The 16,570-nt window shown below is 67.1% G+C and carries 14 protein-coding genes and 1 riboswitch; of the genes, 7 read left to right on the top strand and 7 right to left on the bottom strand.

From position 1 onward, the window contains the following. Nucleotides 1-192: 192 nt before the first annotated feature. Both APZ15_RS22975 and APZ15_RS22970 read right to left on the bottom strand, forming a co-directional pair. A complete protein-coding gene (locus tag APZ15_RS22975; RefSeq protein ID WP_027790522.1) occupies nucleotides 193-1,785 on the bottom strand; it encodes an inorganic phosphate transporter in 1,593 nt (530 codons plus the stop codon). 175 nt (nucleotides 1,786-1,960) lie between these two features. Then, nucleotides 1,961-2,533, bottom strand: coding sequence for a histidine phosphatase family protein (locus APZ15_RS22970; RefSeq protein WP_027790523.1), 573 nt, complete (start codon nucleotides 2,531-2,533; stop codon nucleotides 1,961-1,963). A gap of 48 nt (nucleotides 2,534-2,581) precedes the next feature. Further along, nucleotides 2,582-2,723: riboswitch (cobalamin riboswitch) on the top strand. Between the two features lie 33 nt (nucleotides 2,724-2,756). Here APZ15_RS22970 and APZ15_RS22965 point away from each other — a divergent pair. Together APZ15_RS22965 and APZ15_RS22960 are read left to right on the top strand one after the other, a co-directional pair. Beyond that, complete coding sequence (locus tag APZ15_RS22965; protein WP_006488502.1) at nucleotides 2,757-2,966, top strand: CbtB domain-containing protein; 210 nt, start codon at nucleotides 2,757-2,759, stop codon at nucleotides 2,964-2,966. Nucleotides 2,967-2,979: 13 nt separating this feature from the next. Continuing rightward, nucleotides 2,980-3,702, top strand: coding sequence for a CbtA family protein (locus APZ15_RS22960; protein ID WP_027790524.1), 723 nt, complete (start codon nucleotides 2,980-2,982; stop codon nucleotides 3,700-3,702). A gap of 22 nt (nucleotides 3,703-3,724) precedes the next feature. On the opposite strand, the gene APZ15_RS22955 is transcribed toward APZ15_RS22960, so the two are convergent. Continuing rightward, the gene (locus APZ15_RS22955) at nucleotides 3,725-4,633 is read right to left on the bottom strand and encodes a LysR family transcriptional regulator (protein WP_027790525.1); all 909 of its coding nucleotides are present in this window, start codon (nucleotides 4,631-4,633) and stop codon (nucleotides 3,725-3,727) included. 125 nt (nucleotides 4,634-4,758) lie between these two features. Between APZ15_RS22955 and metE the strand changes: the two genes are divergently transcribed. After that, complete coding sequence (gene metE, locus APZ15_RS22950; protein ID WP_027790526.1) at nucleotides 4,759-7,053, top strand: 5-methyltetrahydropteroyltriglutamate--homocysteine S-methyltransferase; 2,295 nt, start codon at nucleotides 4,759-4,761, stop codon at nucleotides 7,051-7,053. Between the two features lie 99 nt (nucleotides 7,054-7,152). Here metE and APZ15_RS22945 read toward each other — a convergent pair whose 3' ends face one another. Next, nucleotides 7,153-8,478 carry an MFS transporter gene (locus APZ15_RS22945; protein WP_027790527.1) on the bottom strand — a complete coding sequence of 442 codons (1,326 nt, stop codon included), beginning with the start codon at nucleotides 8,476-8,478 and terminating at the stop codon, nucleotides 7,153-7,155. 56 nt (nucleotides 8,479-8,534) lie between these two features. After that, the gene (speB, locus tag APZ15_RS22940) at nucleotides 8,535-9,491 is read right to left on the bottom strand and encodes an agmatinase (protein WP_021161147.1); all 957 of its coding nucleotides are present in this window, start codon (nucleotides 9,489-9,491) and stop codon (nucleotides 8,535-8,537) included. Nucleotides 9,492-9,630: 139 nt separating this feature from the next. On the opposite strand from speB, the gene APZ15_RS22935 reads away from it, so the two are divergent. After that, nucleotides 9,631-10,542, top strand: coding sequence for a LysR family transcriptional regulator (locus APZ15_RS22935; RefSeq protein WP_027790528.1), 912 nt, complete (start codon nucleotides 9,631-9,633; stop codon nucleotides 10,540-10,542). Nucleotides 10,543-10,668: 126 nt separating this feature from the next. On the opposite strand, the gene APZ15_RS22930 is transcribed toward APZ15_RS22935, so the two are convergent. Then, the gene (locus APZ15_RS22930) at nucleotides 10,669-11,133 is read right to left on the bottom strand and encodes an Lrp/AsnC family transcriptional regulator (protein ID WP_027790529.1); all 465 of its coding nucleotides are present in this window, start codon (nucleotides 11,131-11,133) and stop codon (nucleotides 10,669-10,671) included. A gap of 134 nt (nucleotides 11,134-11,267) precedes the next feature. Between APZ15_RS22930 and APZ15_RS22925 the strand changes: the two genes are divergently transcribed. The 3 genes from APZ15_RS22925 to APZ15_RS22915 all read left to right on the top strand — a co-directional run bounded on the left by APZ15_RS22925 (nucleotide 11,268) and on the right by APZ15_RS22915 (nucleotide 15,512). After that, nucleotides 11,268-11,894, top strand: coding sequence for a LysE family translocator (locus APZ15_RS22925; RefSeq protein WP_027790530.1), 627 nt, complete (start codon nucleotides 11,268-11,270; stop codon nucleotides 11,892-11,894). A 249-nt stretch (nucleotides 11,895-12,143) separates the two neighbouring features. Continuing rightward, nucleotides 12,144-13,760 carry a S53 family peptidase gene (locus tag APZ15_RS22920; RefSeq protein ID WP_027790531.1) on the top strand — a complete coding sequence of 539 codons (1,617 nt, stop codon included), beginning with the start codon at nucleotides 12,144-12,146 and terminating at the stop codon, nucleotides 13,758-13,760. 75 nt (nucleotides 13,761-13,835) lie between these two features. Beyond that, on the top strand, nucleotides 13,836-15,512 hold the full coding sequence (locus tag APZ15_RS22915; RefSeq protein ID WP_027790532.1) for a S10 family peptidase: 1,677 nt from the start codon (nucleotides 13,836-13,838) through the stop codon (nucleotides 15,510-15,512). A gap of 134 nt (nucleotides 15,513-15,646) precedes the next feature. Here APZ15_RS22915 and nadE read toward each other — a convergent pair whose 3' ends face one another. Further along, nucleotides 15,647-16,495 carry an ammonia-dependent NAD(+) synthetase gene (gene nadE, locus APZ15_RS22910; RefSeq protein ID WP_027790533.1) on the bottom strand — a complete coding sequence of 283 codons (849 nt, stop codon included), beginning with the start codon at nucleotides 16,493-16,495 and terminating at the stop codon, nucleotides 15,647-15,649. Nucleotides 16,496-16,570: the final 75 nt, after the last annotated feature.

Genomic DNA, 16,570 nt, shown 5'->3' with positions numbered 1-16,570 from the left:
GCGACGTTCGTTTGCCGATGCGCTCCAGATCTTGCGCTTCAATCCGGAAGCAAGAGGGAAAGGCACGGGACGCGCACGGACACATCGAAGGCGGCGACGTATCAGTGCAAAGAAGCGAAGAAGCGAAGAAGCGAGCGGCGAATCTTCCACGACGGGCGGCCGGCTCACACCGGCCGCCCGTCGCAACGTGAATCAAGCCACCGACCGGAACAACCAGTAGAGCCCGCCAGCAAGCGCGATCGACGCCGGCAGCGTCAGCACCCACGCGAGCACGAGGCTGCGCACCGTGCTCCACTGCAGCCCGGAGCCGTTCGCCGCCATCGTCCCCGCGACACCCGACGACAGCACGTGTGTCGTCGACACGGGCAATCCGTACACGTCGGCGGCGCCGATCGTCAGCATCGCGACGAGTTCGGCCGATGCGCCTTGTCCGTACGTCAGATGCTGCTTGCCGATTTTCTCGCCGACGGTCACGACGATCCGCTTCCAGCCGACCATCGTGCCGAGGCCCAGCGCGATCGCGACGGCAACCTTCACCCACGTCGGAATGAATTTGGTCGCGTGGTCGAGCTGCTTGTGATAGTTGTCGATCGCCAGCTTGTCGTCGGCCGCGAACGCGGGCTGACCCGACTTCTCGATCAGGCGGATTGCTTCGGATACCAGATACATCGTGTTGCGCACGTTGTCGACGTCGCGCTGCGGCACGGCTGCCATCGAGCCCGACGTGCCGACCGCGGTCGCGAGCGACGTCGACAACTGCTGGACGGCCGGCAGCACCGCGGGCGTCAGTTCGCGATGCTGCACGTAGCGCTCGACGTCGGCACGCGGGTTCGCGGACGGCGCGACGCCGTTCGTGTACTTCCCGAACGTCGCGGCCGCCTGGTTCGCGACCGCCACGAAGGTCTGCGTCTCGGCCGGCGTGACGGCCTTGTTCAGCGCATAGGCGGTCGGCACCGTGCCGATCAGGATCAGCATGATGAGCCCCATCCCTTTCTGCCCGTCGTTCGACCCGTGCGCAAACGACACGCCCGTGCAGGTCAGGATCAGCAGGCAGCGAATCCAGAACGGCGGCGGCTGGTCTTTCGGCGGCTCCTTGTACAACTCCGGAACCCGCACGAGCGTCTTCAGCACGAGCAGCAGCAGCGCTGCGCACAGAAAGCCGACGATCGGCGAGAACAGCAGCGACTTGCCGACACCGAGCGCCTGGCCCCAGTCGACGCCGCTCGTGCCGGACGGCCCGTGCATCAGCTGGTTCATCAGCCCCACACCGATGATCGAACCGATCAGCGTATGCGAACTCGACGACGGCAACCCGAAATACCAGGTCGCGAGGTTCCACACGATGGCGGCGATCAGCAGCGCGAACACCATCGCGAAGCCCGCGCCGCTGCCGACCTGCAGGATCAGCTCGACCGGCAGCAACTGCAGGATGCCGAACGCAACGGCACCGCTCGAGACCATCACGCCGAGGAAGTTCCACATGCCGGACCAGATCACCGCGACGTTCGGCGTCAGCGAGTGCGTATAGATCACGGTGGCGACCGCGTTCGCGGTGTCGTGGAAGCCGTTGACGAATTCGAAGCCGAGCGCGATCAGCAGCGCCGCGCCGAGCAGCAGGTACGGGAACAGCTTGCCTTCGCGGATCGGCGACAGATCGTCGATCAGGTGCGTGGCGATATAGAGCGCGCCGAGCGCCAGCACCAGCAGGAAGACGGCATAGCCGACCTGTCTGGTGCGTTCGACGGAGCCCGGGTTGTTCGGTGCGGACGAAGCAGGTTGATTCATGACGCCATCTCGTGAGGGAACCGCGTCCGATCCTATCTGCGGCCAGCAGTCAGTTTGATGACAGTCGGGACCACGAACGGCGTGTCTTGCCGACGTGTAAGGCGATTGAAGGCGTGTATGCGCAACGTGACGTGCCGGCCCGCATCGTCGTCCACATAGTGAGCGCAATGGCGCTCTACGCGTTGCGGTCCGCGCTCAACGTCCATCCGTTCGGTGACGCAACAAGCGTCGTGCAGGACAGCGGCGCGACGTCGATGCGGGCCGCTGCCTTCGAATCCATCCGCCGCACATGGGCGATGGCCGCGCGGACGATTGGCGCATGCGTGATTGCGACGATGTCGCGATCTTGCCGCAGCCCGTTCAACCATGTGCCGACGCGGTGCATGGCGGCTTCGAACGATTCACCGCCGTGCGGCGACGCCGACGGGTCTGCGATCCACGCATCCAGTTCGTCCGGCAAGTCGCGTGCGAGGTCGTGCAGGCGCTGGCCTCGCCAGTTGCCGTAATCGATGTCGCGCAGTGCGTCGTCGATGTCGACATGAAGTCCGAGCGCATCGGCGGTCTGCCGCGCGCAGCATGCGGGGCTGCACAGCAGGAGCGCGCCGGCGGTACCTGCCCACCGGCCGCGTAGCGCAGCGGCTTCGGCGAGCCCGCGTGTATCGAGCGGATCGTCGTCGGGAAACGCGCCGGTGCGCATCGCCCGGGTCGATGCGTGTGCGATCAGGCGCAGCGAGGTAGGCATGTTCATGTCGGTTTTCGGATGATCCGGGACGGACGCACGTGTCCGCCTGGCAGCGCTTCTTCAATACGCGAACGTTCGCGCGTACAATTCGCCCGATACGAAGCGCGGAAGCCGGTGCAAGCCCGGCGCGGTCGCGCCACTGTAACCGGTGATCGATGATCCCGGAAGCCAGACCTGCCTTCGTACCCATCCAACATTTGTCGGGGCGCGATTCCCCTGAGGTGCATCCATGAGCGAAGCAGTGCTGAAGCCGGCGGTCGTGCCGGCGCCCATCCCCGTCCGTGAACTGTTGCCGTGGGCCGTGTTCGTCGGCCTGATCCTGTTGCTCGCGCTTTATTTCGTCGGCGCGGAACAAGGTGCGACGTCGCTCGTGCCGGGCATGTACGTCCACGAATTCGTCCACGACGGCCGCCACCTGCTCGGCTTCCCCTGCCACTGACGCGGAGTTCACGATGGTCGGAAAGCTGCTCATGCGCGGGATGCTCGCAGGCATCGCCGCAGGCCTCCTCACGTTCGGTTTCGCGAAGGTCGTCGGCGAACCGCAAGTCGATCAGGCAATCTCTTTTGAAGAAAAAGCCGACGCCGCCAAGGGCGACGCACCGGAGCCGGAGCTGGTCAGCCGCCACACGCAGGCCGGCCTCGGCTTGCTGACGGGCGTCGTGACCTATGGCGCGGCATTCGGCGGGCTGTTCTCGCTGGTCTTCGCGTATGCCTACGGGCGAGGCAGCCGCCTCCCGGCCCGTCCGCTGGCCGCGTGGCTCGCGCTGGCGGCGTTCATCGCGCTCGTGATCGTGCCGAACCTCAAGTACCCGGCCAATCCGCCGTCGGTCGGCGACCCCGACACGATCGGCTATCGCACGGGCCTGTTCTTCCTGATGATCGCGATCTCCGTCGCGACGATGGTGTTCTCGGTCAGCGTGCGCCGCCATCTGCTGGCGAAGCTCGGCCAGTGGAACGCGTCGATCGTCGCCGGGCTCGTGTTCGTCGCGATCATCGCGGCCGTGCAGATCGGGTTGCCGTCTGTCAGCGAGTTGCCGGCCGATTTCCCGGCGGCCTTGCTGTGGAAGTTCCGCGTGGCGGCCATCGGCATGCAGGTGATCATGTGGACGACGATCGGCCTGCTGTTCGGCGCATGGGTCGAGCGCGGCGAGCGCATCGGCATGCGCGCCGCCTGACGCGCACGGCAACGGGGCACGCCTAGCGCAGCATGCGTGGCGCGCTCCCCGTCGATTCGCGCGCCAGCGCGACGAACGCGGCCAGATAGTCGATCGATGCGTCCGCTTCGCGGATGCCGAGGAAGATCTGCTTCGCGATCCCCTTCTTGCCGAGCTTGACCGGCACGACCGGCATCCGGTCGGCGTATTCGTCGGCAAGCCATCTCGGCAGCGCGGCCACGCCGCGCTCGCTCGCCACCATCTGCAGCATGATGTCGGTCGTCTCGATCGACTTGTGCCGCCTCGGCACGATGCCGGCCGGCGTCAGGAACTGGTTGTAGATGTCGAGCCGGTCGGTTTCGACCGGATAGGTGATCAGGATCTCGTCGGTCAGCTGTTCGGGCGTCACGTAATCGGCGTTCGCGAACCGGTGCGAATCGGCGACCACCAGCACCTGCTCGTAGTCGAACACGGGGTCGAAGCGCAGGCCCGGCTTGTTCAGCGGATCGGGCGTCACGAGCACGTCGATGTCATAGCCGAACAGGGCGCCGATGCCGCCGAACTGGAAGCGCTGCTTCACGTCCACGTCGACGTCGGGCCAGCGCGACAGGTAAGGCGACACGACCTTCAGCAGCCACTGGTAGCACGGGTGGCACTCCATCCCGATGCGCAGCGTGCCGCGCTCGCCCTTCGCGTACTGCTTCATCCGCTCCTCGGCGAGCTCGAACTGCGGCAGCAGCCGGTTCGCCAGCTTCAGCAGATACTGCCCGCCCTGGGTGAGCCGCAGGCCGCGGCCCTCCCGATCCCAGATCGGCGTGCCGAGCTGCTGCTCGATTTTCCGGACGGTATGACTGAGTGCCGATTGCGTGAGGTGCAGCGCGTGGGCGGCCGCGGTCAGTGAGCCCTGGCGCTCGACTTCACGGATCACGACGAGATGGAATCGTTCCAGCATGGATATCGCTCGTGCAACGGATGCATGAACAGATTTAATGGATGAATGAAATAATGCCATTTTATTTCATGGAATGAAATCCCTATGATGGCTGCCGGATCTTCACTTCTTCTGGACGGCAGCTCATGGTCACGACACACAACCTCGGTTTCCCGCGCATCGGTGCGAAGCGCGAACTCAAGTTCGGTCTCGAACGCTACTGGAAGGGCGAATCGTCGCGCGACGAGCTGAAGGCGCTCGGCGCCGAGCTGCGCAAGCGTCACTGGAACGACCAGCGCGACCTGGACCTGGCCCCGATCGGCGACTTCGCGTTCTACGATCAGGTGCTCGACATGAGCTTCACGCTCGGCAACCTGCCGAAGCGCGTGCAGGGTTTCCACGGCGATGTGCTGGACAACTATTTTCGCGTCGCGCGCGGCCGTTCGGCGCAGTCGGCGGACGAGCATGCGGCGTGCTGCGGTGGGGTCTCCGCCGGTGAAATGACGAAGTGGTTCGATACGAACTACCACTACATCGTGCCGGAATTCCACGCGGACACGAACTTCTCGCTCGACCCGTCGCGCCTGCTCCAGCAACTGGCGGAAGCGCAGGCGCAGGGCGTGGCCGCGAAGCCGGTCATCCTCGGCCCCGTCACGTACCTGTGGCTCGGCAAGGCGAAGGACGATTCCGACCGCCTCGCGCTGCTGCCGAAGCTGCTGCCCGTGTACGGCGCGCTGCTCGACACGCTGACCGCGCAGGGCGTCGAATGGGTGCAGATCGACGAACCGATTCTCGTCACCGAACTCGACGCCGAGTGGCGTCAGGCATTGCGCACCGCCTATGCGGCGCTGGAAACGCGCCGCATCAAGCTGCTGCTCGCCACCTACTTCGGCCAGCTTCAGGACAACCTGGCGCTCGCGAGTTCGCTGCCGGTCGACGGCCTGCATGTCGATGCGATCAACGCACGCGACGAAGTTGACGCGCTGGTGCGTGAACTGCCGGCCGAGCGCGTGCTGTCGGTTGGCGCGATCAACGGCCGCAACATCTGGAAGACAGACCTGAACGCGACGCTCGACTGGCTCGAACCGCTCGCGAAGCAACTGGGCGATCGCCTGTGGCTCGCCCCGTCGTGCTCGCTGCTGCACGTGCCGGTCGATCTCGCGAGCGAGGAGAAGCTCGATGCGGAAATCCGCTCGTGGCTCGCGTTTGCGCTGCAGAAGCTCGACGAGCTGAAGGTGCTCGCGACCGCGCTGAACGAAGGCCGCGCCAAGGTGGCCGATGCACTGGCCGCGAACGCTGCCGCGATCCATTCGCGCCGCCGCTCGCCGCGCGTGCACAACCCGGCGGTGAGGGCCGCGATCGCCCGCATCGACGCGCAGCTGGGCAACCGCGTGAGCCCCTACACGCAGCGTGCGTCGAAGCAGTCGGCACGCCTGAAGCTGCCGGCGTTCCCGACGACGACGATCGGCTCGTTCCCGCAGACCGGCGAAATCCGTCACGCGCGCAGCCAGTTCAAGGCCGGTGCGCTGGACGATGCGGGCTACCGGGCCGCGATGCAGGCTGAAATCGAACGCAGCGTGCGCGAGCAGGAAGCACTGGAACTCGACGTGCTGGTGCACGGCGAAGCCGAGCGCAACGACATGGTCGAATACTTCGGCGAGCAGCTCGACGGCTACGCGTTCAGCCAGTTCGGCTGGGTGCAGTCGTACGGTTCGCGCTGCGTGAAGCCGCCGATCCTGTTCGGCGACATCAGCCGCCCGAAGGCGATGACGGTCGAATGGATCACGTATGCGCAGTCGCTGACGAACAAGCCGATGAAGGGCATGCTGACCGGCCCCGTGACGATCCTGAACTGGTCGTTCGTGCGCGACGACCAGCCGCGCTCGGTGTCGTGCTACCAGCTCGCGCTGGCGATCCGCGAGGAAGTGCTCGATCTCGAGAAGGCCGGCGTGCGCGTGATCCAGATCGACGAGGCTGCACTGCGCGAAGGGCTGCCGCTGCGCCGCGCGCAATGGGGCGCGTACCTGAAGTGGGCGGTCGAGTCGTTCCGCATCACCGCGAACGGCGTGCAGGACGACACGCAGATCCATACGCACATGTGCTATTCGGAGTTCAACGACATCATTGCGTCGATCGCCGACATGGATGCGGACGTGATCACGATCGAGACCTCGCGCTCGGACATGGAGCTGCTCGACGCGTTCGACGACTTCAAGTATCCGAACGAGATCGGGCCGGGCGTGTACGACATTCACTCGCCGAACATCCCGACGCAGGAACATATCGTCGGCCTGATGAGGAAGGCGGCGGAACGGATTCCGGCGGAGCGTCTGTGGGTCAATCCGGACTGCGGGCTGAAGACGCGCCAGTGGGCGGAAGTGATTCCGGCGCTGACGAACATGGTCGCTGCCGCGAAGACGCTGCGCAGTCAGGTGCAATAACGCAGCGAGCGCCCTGCACGCCGCCGTTGCGATCGAAGATCGGACGGCAAAAAAACGGCCCGCGGAAGCGGGCCGTTTTGCGTCATGCGAGCACTTGCGTTATGCCGTGCGTGCGCCGCGCGGCAGCGGCTCGTTCGTCTTGCCGGGCGCGCCGGCATCGTCGATGCTGACGCGGCGCGAGATCAGCCACACGCACAGCGACGACAGGAGCGCGGCGCTCGTGTACTGGAGCGCGAGCGGCCACCATTGCGGCGCGGTGTTCTGCGCGATGATGGTCGCGACGAGCGGCGTGAGGCCGCCGGCGAGCGCGCCGCACACCTGGTACGCGATCGAGATCGCCGTGTAGCGGATGCGTGCGACGAAGATGCCGCTGACGAAGCCCGCGACCACCGAGTAGTAGCCCGACTCCGCGAGCGTCGCGAGGCCGACGCCGACCGTGATCGACAGCGGCGTGCCCATGTGCACGAGCGGCAGCATCACGAACGGGACGATCGCGGCCCATGCGCCGGTGATCAGCAGCACGCGCGTGGTGCCGAAGCGCTGCGCAAGGAACGCGGCCGCGAGCTGCACGACGAACTGCAGCACCGCGACGATCGTCATGCAATGCAGCACCATCGACCGGTCGAGCGACAGGAACTGCGTCGCGTAGCTGATCATGAAGATGTTGCTGAAATACACGCCGGCGATGCCGTACACGTTCGCGCCGATCGCGAGCAGCAGCAGCGGCCAGTACTTGAGCGCCTCGCGCAGCGGTTTTTGCGCGATGTTGCCGCTCTTCCTGACTTCCTCGAACTCGGGCGATTCGGACACGCTCGCGCGGATCACGAAGCCGACGATCAGCAGCACGGAACTCGCGAGGAACGGCACGCGCCAGCCCCAGCTCATCATGTCTTCCTTCGACAGCGTGCTGATCGCGCCGAACGCGAGCATCGACAGGATCAGGCCGCTCGCGCTGCCGAGCTGCGCGAACGACGCGAAGAACGTGCGTTTGCCTTCCGGCGCATGCTCGCCGGCGAGCAGCACCGCGCCGCCCCATTCGCCGCCGACCGCGATGCCTTGCAGCACCCGCATCAGCACGAGCAGGACCGGTGCAATCACACCGGCCTGCGCATGGGTCGGCAGCAGGCCGATCGCGACCGTCGACACCGCCATCAGCATCAGCGTCGCGAGCAGCGAGCGCTTGCGGCCGAAGCGGTCGCCGAGATAGCCGAACATCACGCCGCCGAGCGGCCGTGCGAAGAAGCCCACCGCGAACGAGCCGAACGATGCGAGGAGGCTGATGAAGCGGTTTTCGCCGGGAAAGAACAGCGGCCCGAACACGATGGCGGCGGCGGTCGCGTAGCTATAGAAGTCGTACCACTCGATCGTGGTGCCGACGAACGACGCGAGTGCGGCCCGTTTGGGTTGCTTGACGGAAGTCCCCATCTTGATATGTGCTCCTCTGGAATCCTTTGATTTTGGAATAGGGGGTGGCGCGGGAGTCAGTCGCGGTACTTGACGCCCGGCAGCACGCACAGCAGCTCGTAGGCGAGGTTCGCGCCGAGCAGCGCCGTGGTGCCGAACGGGTCGTACGGCGGCGCGACTTCGACGAGATCGCAACCGACGATGTTCAGCCCTTTCGCGCCGCGGATGATCTCGAGCGCCTGCGGCACTGTGAGGCCCGCGATTTCCGGCGTGCCGGTGCCCGGCGCGTAGGCCGGGTCGATGCCGTCGATGTCGAAGCTGATGTAGACGGGCGTATCGCCGACGCGCGCGCGCACTTCTTCCATCAGCGGCGCGAGCGACTTGTTCCAGCATTCCTCGGCCTGGACGACGCGGAAGCCCTGCTCGCGGCACCAGTCGAAATCCTCGGCCGCGTAACCGGTGCCGCGCAGGCCGATCTGCGTGACCTTGTCGCCGTGCAGCAGGCCTTCCTCGACCGCGCGGCGGAACGGCGTGCCGTGCGCGATCTTTTCACCCATCATCGTGTCGTTCACGTCGGCGTGTGCATCGACGTGGATCAATGCAACCTTGCCGTGCTTGCGGTGGATCGCGCGCAGGATCGGCAGCGCGATCGTGTGGTCGCCGCCCAGCGTGATCGGCTTGCAGTCATGCTCGAGGATCGCGTCGTACGCGGCTTCGATGCGCGCGATGGAATCGTGCAGGTTGTACGGATTGATCGCGACGTCGCCGATGTCGGCGATCTGCAGCGAATCGAACGGCGCGGCGCGCGTGGCCATGTTGTACGGGCGCAGCAGCACGGATTCGGTGCGGATCTGGCGCGGGCCGAAGCGTGCGCCGGTGCGGTTGGAGGTGCCGAGGTCGAACGGCACGCCGACGAAGCAGGCGTCGAGGCCTTCGGCGCTCGCCACGTGCGGCAGGCGCATCATCGTCGCGATGCCGCCGCAGCGCGGCATTTCATTGCCGCCGAGCGGCTGGAAATGGGTGTGGTCGTTCATGGGCTGTCTCTTCCGATGTGGGGTTGCCGTATCATGCGACGCGGCCTGGCGCACAGTTTTACGCGCTCCGCCGGGAAAGAAGAATGCGAAGATATCGACGTAAACATCGATTTTCATCGATGTATGGAAGGGGATGAACGTGCTGGGGAATCTGTCGACCCTCGATCTGCGGTTGATCCGCGTGTTTCTCGCGGTCACGGATGCGGGCGGCGTGTCGGCCGCGCAGGCCGTGCTGAACGTCGGGCAGTCGACGATCAGCGCGCAGCTTTCGTCGCTGGAGACGCGGCTCGGCTACCGGCTCTGCGAGCGCGGCCGCAGCGGTTTCCGGCTCACGCCGAAGGGCGAGCGGTTCCACGCGATGAGCCGCAAGCTGCTCGCGGCGCTCGACGAATTCGGGATGGCCGCGCGGCACATGGATCGCCAGCTGGTCGGCACGCTGCACATCGGCCTGATCGGCCATACGCCGGTGAGCCAGAACGCGCGGATCGCCGAGGCGATCGCCGCGTTCCGCACGCGCGACGAGGCCGTGCGCTTCTCGATTTCCGTGCGCGCGCCGGGCGATCTCGAGGAGAAGCTGCTGAGCGACGAGATCCAGATCGCGGTCGGCTACTTCTGGCACCGGGTGCCGTCGCTGCACTACACGCCGCTGTTCATCGAGCGCCAGGTCGCGTACTGCGGGCGCGGCCATCCGCTGTTCGACGGCGCCGGCGCGCTGACGCCGGCCGACGTCGCGGGCTTCGAATGGGCGTGGCGCTCGTATCCGCTGCCCGAAGCGCAGATGTCGACGACGCCCGACCGCGTGACCGCGACGGCCGACAACATGGAGGCCGTCGCGCTGCTGATCCTGTCCGGCCACCACCTCGGCTACCTGCCGCAGCATTTCGCGGCGCCCTACGTCGCGCAGGGGCTGCTCGCGCCGCTCAATCCGGAGCAACTGCGCTACGACGTCACGTTCCACATGGTCGTCGCCCGCAACGGGCGCGGCAATCCGCTCGTGGAAGCGTTTCTCGAAGATCTGGAACGCGCGCACCAGCCGACCGACATCGCGTAGCCGGCCGGCATCGACAATGTGAACGAGTGTTGCGGCGGCGCGATCCGGCGCGGCCCACATCGACGGGCGTCGAAGTGACGAAACGGGTGTCGGGCCCGGCTTGCGTGAACCGTGCACGTGCCGGCATCACGGCACCGGCAGCCCCGCGTCGTGCTTGACCTCGCGCAGCGACAGCGCCGATTCGATCGACGTCACGCCCGGCAGCATCCGCAGCGATTCGCGCAGGAACGTGCCGTAATCGTCGAGATCGCGCGCCACGACCTGCAGCAGATAATCGGCGGTGCCCGCCACGTTGTGGCACGCCAGGATCCGCTCGATGCCGAGCACTTCCCGCTCGAAGCGGTCGGCGGTCTTGCGGTCGTGCGTCGCGAACCGCACGAGCACGAACGCAACGACGCCGTAGCCGAGCGCCTGGCGCGACAGCTGCGCGCGGTATCGCTCGATGTAGCCGTCGTTTTCGAGGCGCTTCAGGCGGCGCGCGCAAGGGGTCTCGGAGAGGCCCACGGTGTCGGCGAGGCGGGCGATCGGCAGGCGGCCGTCGCGCTGCACCGCGGCAAGGATGGCGCGGTCGGTTTTGTCGAGTTCGGTCATGATGGCGGATTCCTGATGCGGATTCGACGATTGTGGCGGATTCCCCTACGGATCGCCAATCCTGAGCCAAAGATGGCCAATAATCCCTCGCGCTCCAGCGGCAACATATCGCCGTAAGAGGAGAGGGGCAGACCATGATTTCCACGCATTTGCTGTTGATTTATCTCGCCGCGCTGGCGGCCATCTACGCGGTGCCGGGGCCGGACATGGCGCTCGTGCTGCAGACCAGCATCGGCCGCGGCGTGCGGCCGGGAATGGCGGCCGCCGCGGGCCTGTCGCTCGCGCGCACCGCGCACGTGACGCTGTCCGCCTGCGGTGTCGCGGCGCTGATCCGCAGCGCGCCGTGGCTGTACGAAGTGATCCGCTACGGCGGCGCGCTGTATCTCGCGTATGTCGCGATCCAGGTGTTCCGTTCGCCCGTGTTCGCGCTCGGCGACGGCGACGCGGCGGCCACGGCGGGCGAGTTGCGGCAGTCGTTCGTGAAGGGCCTGCTCACCAACCTGCTGAACCCGAAGGCACTGTTGTTCTGCTCGGTGCTGCTGCCGCAGTTCGTGCGCCCCGAGGCCGGGCCGGTGGTGTTGCAGATGTTCGAACTGGGCGCGTTGCTGGTGGCGGCCGGCGTGTGCTTCGACCTCGCGTGCGTGTTCGGCGCGTCGCGGATCGCCGCGTGGATGCGTGCGCATCCGCTCGCGCAGACGGTGCAGCGCTGGACGTTTTCCGCGGCGCTGATCGGCTTTGCGCTGCGCCTGTCGATGGACTGAGTGGCGCCGCGGCGCTGCGCCGGCGCAGGTCGCGCGGCGCGTCGCCGCATCCGACGAGGGCCGCGCGCAATGCCGGCCCGCGCATGCGCCCCGCCGCAGAAGGGCGTGCGCGCAAATCGTCTGACTGATCTAAACTCCCTGTTACTTCGCGCTGTCGCGAACCCGAACGACCGAACGGAACCGTCTCCCGCCGGCCCTGTCCGATTTCCTGGCTGTTCCGTGCAACGCGGTACCAAGGAGGGTCTGAACATGGCAAGGCATCTTCACGCCGACCGTGAACCCCGAATCGTCGCCGAGTCCAAGTGCCTCGGGCCGTGCGATCCGGCAGAACGCATCCACGTCACGATCATGTTGCGGCGGCAGGAAGAAGGGCAACTCGATACGCTGCTTCACCAGCTCGCCACCGGCGACGCGCAAGCGAAACCGGTGTCGCGCGAAACCTTCGCGCAACGTTTTTCCGCCAATCCCGACGACATTCGCAAGGCCGAGGACTTCGCGCGTCGCCACCAGCTGACGGTCGATCGCGTCGATCCGGTCGAAAGCGTCGTCGTGGTGTCCGGCACGATCCAGCAGTTCGAAGCCGCGTTCGGCGTCAAGCTCGAGCGCTTCGAGCATCGGTCGATCGGCCAGTATCGCGGCCGCTCCGGCCCGATCGCGCTGCCCGACGATCTCGGCGACGCCGTCACGGCCGTGCTCGGTCTCGACAGCCGTCCGCAGGCGCGGCCGCACTTCCGGCTGAGGCCGCCGTTCACGCCCGCGCGCGGCGGCGCGGCGGGCGTCACGTTCACCCCGGTCCAGCTCGCATCGCTGTACGGCTTCCCGGCCGGCGACGGCGCCGGGCAGTGCATCGCGATCATCGAGCTCGGCGGCGGCTATCGCGCGGCGGACATCCAGCAGTATTTCCGCGGGCTCGGCATCACGAAGCCGCCGACGCTCGTCGACGTCAACGTCGGCACCGGCCGCAACACGCCGACCGGCGATCCGAGCGGCCCGGACGGTGAAGTCGCGCTCGACATCGAGATCGCCGGCGCGATCGCGCCGGCCGCGAAGATCGCCGTCTATTTCGCCCCGAACAGCGACGCGGGCTTCATCCAGGCCGTCAACGCGGCCGTCAGCGACAGGACCCACAAGCCGTCGGTGATCTCGATCAGCTGGGGCGGCCCGGAGGCGATCTGGCAGGCGCAGTCCGCGCAGGCGTTCAACCGCGTGCTGCAGGCGGCGGCCGCGCAGGGCATCACGGTGTGCGCGGCCTCCGGCGACAGCGGCTCGGGCGACGGGTTGCAGGACGGCGCCGATCATGTCGACTTCCCCGCATCGAGCCCGTATGTGCTCGGCTGCGGCGGCACGCAGCTCGACGCGCTGCCCGGGCAGGGCATTCGCAGCGAGGTCACGTGGAACGACGAGGTGGCCGGCGGCGGCGCGGGCGGGGGCGGCGTCAGTACGCTGTTCGACCTGCCGGTGTGGCAGCAGGGGCTTGCCGCGACGCTGGCCGACGGCAGCCGCGTGCCGCTCGCGAAGCGCGGCGTGCCGGACGTCGCCGGCGATGCATCGCCGCAGACCGGCTACGAAGTGTCGATCGCGGGCACGGCCACGGTGATGGGCGGCACGAGTGCGGTCGCGCCGCTGTGGGCCGCGCTGATCGCGCGGATCAACGCGGCGGCGAGTGCGGCGGCGAGTGCGGCGGGCGGGGCGTCCGCCGGCTGGGTCAATCCGGTGCTCTACAGGAATCCCGGTGCGCTGCGCGACATCACGCACGGCTCGAACGGGACCTACGCGGCCGCGCAGGGCTGGGATGCCTGCACGGGCCTCGGCAGCCCGAACGGTGCGCAGCTCGCCGCGATCCTGACGCGCAAGCCGTCGAGCTGACGGCCGCGGTACACGTCTTTCCGCATGGCGCGGGCTTCCTGCCCGCGCCTTTTTCTCACCTCCAGGAGCAGCACGATGGGCATCGATTCCGCATCTTCCGGCGGCGTGTATCCGCTGCATCACGGCGACCACAATTCGCATGGCGTGCCGCCGACCGTCAACCCGGTCGCGTTGAGCCACGGTCGTGACCAGCCGTTCTTCGATCCGGTCGCGTACGGCAACGGCCCCGACGATTCGGTGACCGACACCACCGAGGCGGCCGCGATCACGCATCACACGATCCTGATCGACGGGAAGCGCATCGCCTACACGGCGACGGCCGGCCATCTCGTGACGGTCGACCCGAGCAGTTCGCTGCCGGCCGCGAAGCTCTTTTATGTCGCGTTCACGGCCGACGGCGCGAAGGAAGAAACGCGGCCCGTGACGTTCTTCTACAACGGCGGGCCCGGCTCGTCGTCGGTGTTCGTGCTGTTGGGCTCGTTCGCGCCGAAGCGCATCAAGACGTCGATGCCGGGGTTCACGCCGCCCGCGCCGTACCAGATGGAAGACAACCCGGACAGCATGATCGACCACAGCGACCTGGTGTTCATCAACCCGGTCGGCACCGGCTATTCGGCGGCCGTCGCGCCGAACAAGAACCGCAACTTCTGGGGCGTCGACCAGGATGCGGATTCGCTGAAGCAGTTCATCAAGCGCTACCTGACGAAGAACAACCGCTGGAATTCGCCGAAATACCTGTTCGGCGAATCGTACGGCACCGCACGCAGCTGCGTGCTCGCGTACAAGCTGCACGAGGACGGCGTCGACCTGAACGGCGTCACGCTGCAATCGTCGATCCTCGACTACCGGCAGGCCGGCAACCCGGTCGGCGCGCTGCCGACCGCGGCGGCCGATGCGTGGTATCACAAGAAGCTCGGCGTCACGCCGGCGCCGACCGATCTCGGCGCGTTCGTCGAGGAAGTCGCGCAGTTCGCGCGCACCGACTACCTGAACGCGTTGCGCACGGTCCCGCATGCGAACCCGGCCGCCGTGCAGAAGCTGTCGCAATACACGGGCATCGATACGGCGACGCTGCAATCGTGGAGCCTCGATATCGCCGGCTACGACACGCGCGGCAATTCGCTGTTCCTGACGACGCTGCTGCATGCGCAGGGGCTCGCGCTCGGCTCGTACGACGGCCGCGTGACCGGGATCTCGTCGGGCATCGCCGGCAAGATCGACCCGAACTCGGGCGGCAACGATCCGACGATGACGGCCGTGACGGGCGTCTATACGGCGATGTGGAACAGCTACCTGAACGAGCAGCTGAAGTTCACGTCGAATTCCGCGTTCACCGACCTGAACGACCAGGCGTTCCAGAACTGGGATTTCAGCCACATCGATCCGACCGGCGCGCAGCAGGGTATCGATGCGCAGGGGAACGTGATCCTCTATACGGCCGGCGATCTCGCCGCGGTGATGGCGCTGAACGTCGACCTGAAGGTGCTGTCGGCGAACGGTTTCTACGATTTCGTCACGCCGTTCTACCAGACCGTGATCGACCTGCAGCAGATGCCGCTCGAGGACCAGAAGGTGCGGCAGAACCTGTCCGCGCGTTTTTATCCGTCGGGGCACATGGTGTATCTCGACGGCGGCTCGCGTACCGCGCTCAAGCGCGATCTCGCGGCGATGTACGACGCGACGGTGAGCGATACGGGGGCGCGGATGCGGATTCGCGCGCTGCAGGCGTCGAAGACGGGCGGGCACGCATAGGGTTGCCCGCCGCCGGGTTGCCGCGCGTAGCCGTCACGGCCGCGCGCGGCGGTTGGGCTCCGACGCTGCCGGCCGGTAGCCGGGCCCCGCAGCGCAGGATGGCGACGCGGCAGTCGTTGTGCCGCGGTCGCGACTTACGCGGCCGGCCAGTCGAACGGCGTGTACGGCAGCGCGCGCTTGTGGCGCGAAGCGTCGAAGAAGCGCAGCACCGTTTCGTACACGCGGTCTTCGACCGGCTTGCCCTCGAGGAAATCGTCGATCTCGTCGTAGGTCACGCCGTACGCGTGCTCATCGGGCCGCAGCGGGCGCAGCTCCTCGAGGTCGGCCGTCGGCACCTTCATCACGATCAGCTCCTCGCCGCCGAGCGCACGCGCGACCGCGCGGACGCGCCGCTTGCTCAGGCCCGCGAGCGGCAGGATGTCCGCGCCGCCGTCGCCGAACTTCGTGAAGAAACCCATCAGCGATTCGGCCGCATGGTCGGTACCGATCACGATGCCGCGCCGTGCGCCGGCCACCGCATACTGCGCGATCATGCGCTCGCGCGCCTTGATGTTGCCGTGCACGAAATCCTGCTGCGCCGGCGTGTCGAATGCGTGGCCGGAGGCGACCAGCGAGCGGAGCATCGCGTCGGCGGCCGGCTTCACGTCGACCGTCAGCACCTCGTCCGCGCGCACGAACGCGAGCGCGCGCTGGGCATCGGCTTCGTCGTTCTGCACGCCGTTCGGCAAGCGCATCGCGATGAAGCGCGCATCGTAGTCGTCGGCGCGCAGGCGCTCGACCGCCAGTTGCGCGAGCCGGCCGGCCGTCGACGAATCGACGCCGCCGCTGATGCCGAGCACGTAGGTCCGCAGGCCGGTCGAACGAAGATATTGCGCGAGGAAATCGATGCGGCGGTCGATCTCGGCCTCGGCGTCGAAGTGCGGGGCAACGTTCAGTTCGGCAATGATCGCGCGCTGGCGGCTGGCGTAATCGGCGGATGTCATGAAGGAAGTTCCGGAACGAAATGCAAGGCGCCCATCATAAGCGCAATCGCGGCGCGGTGCCGCGCCAGGCGTGCG

Origin of the sequence: Burkholderia cepacia ATCC 25416 (assembly GCF_001411495.1) — a bacterium.
In the GTDB taxonomy this organism is placed as follows: Bacteria; Pseudomonadota; Gammaproteobacteria; order Burkholderiales; family Burkholderiaceae; genus Burkholderia; species Burkholderia cepacia.
Note: the sequence above shows the minus strand (reverse complement) of the source record. Positions and strands in the feature narration are given on the sequence as shown.

Bases quoted from the DNA above. Each gene is read 5' to 3' on its own strand.
- nadE (WP_027790533.1), bottom strand. From the start codon at position 16,495: ATGACATCCGCCGATTACGCCAGCCGCCAGCGCGCGATCATTGCCGAA.
- APZ15_RS22970 (WP_027790523.1), bottom strand. From the start codon at position 2,533: ATGAACATGCCTACCTCGCTGCGCCTGATCGCACACGCATCGACCCGG.
- speB (WP_021161147.1), bottom strand. From the start codon at position 9,491: ATGAACGACCACACCCATTTCCAGCCGCTCGGCGGCAATGAAATGCCG.
- APZ15_RS22945 (WP_027790527.1), bottom strand. From the start codon at position 8,478: ATGGGGACTTCCGTCAAGCAACCCAAACGGGCCGCACTCGCGTCGTTC.
- APZ15_RS22975 (WP_027790522.1), bottom strand. From the start codon at position 1,785: ATGAATCAACCTGCTTCGTCCGCACCGAACAACCCGGGCTCCGTCGAA.
- metE (WP_027790526.1), top strand. From the start codon at position 4,759: ATGGTCACGACACACAACCTCGGTTTCCCGCGCATCGGTGCGAAGCGC.
- APZ15_RS22920 (WP_027790531.1), top strand. From the start codon at position 12,144: ATGGCAAGGCATCTTCACGCCGACCGTGAACCCCGAATCGTCGCCGAG.
- APZ15_RS22965 (WP_006488502.1), top strand. From the start codon at position 2,757: ATGAGCGAAGCAGTGCTGAAGCCGGCGGTCGTGCCGGCGCCCATCCCC.
- APZ15_RS22930 (WP_027790529.1), bottom strand. From the start codon at position 11,133: ATGACCGAACTCGACAAAACCGACCGCGCCATCCTTGCCGCGGTGCAG.
- APZ15_RS22915 (WP_027790532.1), top strand. From the start codon at position 13,836: ATGGGCATCGATTCCGCATCTTCCGGCGGCGTGTATCCGCTGCATCAC.
- APZ15_RS22960 (WP_027790524.1), top strand. From the start codon at position 2,980: ATGGTCGGAAAGCTGCTCATGCGCGGGATGCTCGCAGGCATCGCCGCA.
- APZ15_RS22955 (WP_027790525.1), bottom strand. From the start codon at position 4,633: ATGCTGGAACGATTCCATCTCGTCGTGATCCGTGAAGTCGAGCGCCAG.
- APZ15_RS22925 (WP_027790530.1), top strand. From the start codon at position 11,268: ATGATTTCCACGCATTTGCTGTTGATTTATCTCGCCGCGCTGGCGGCC.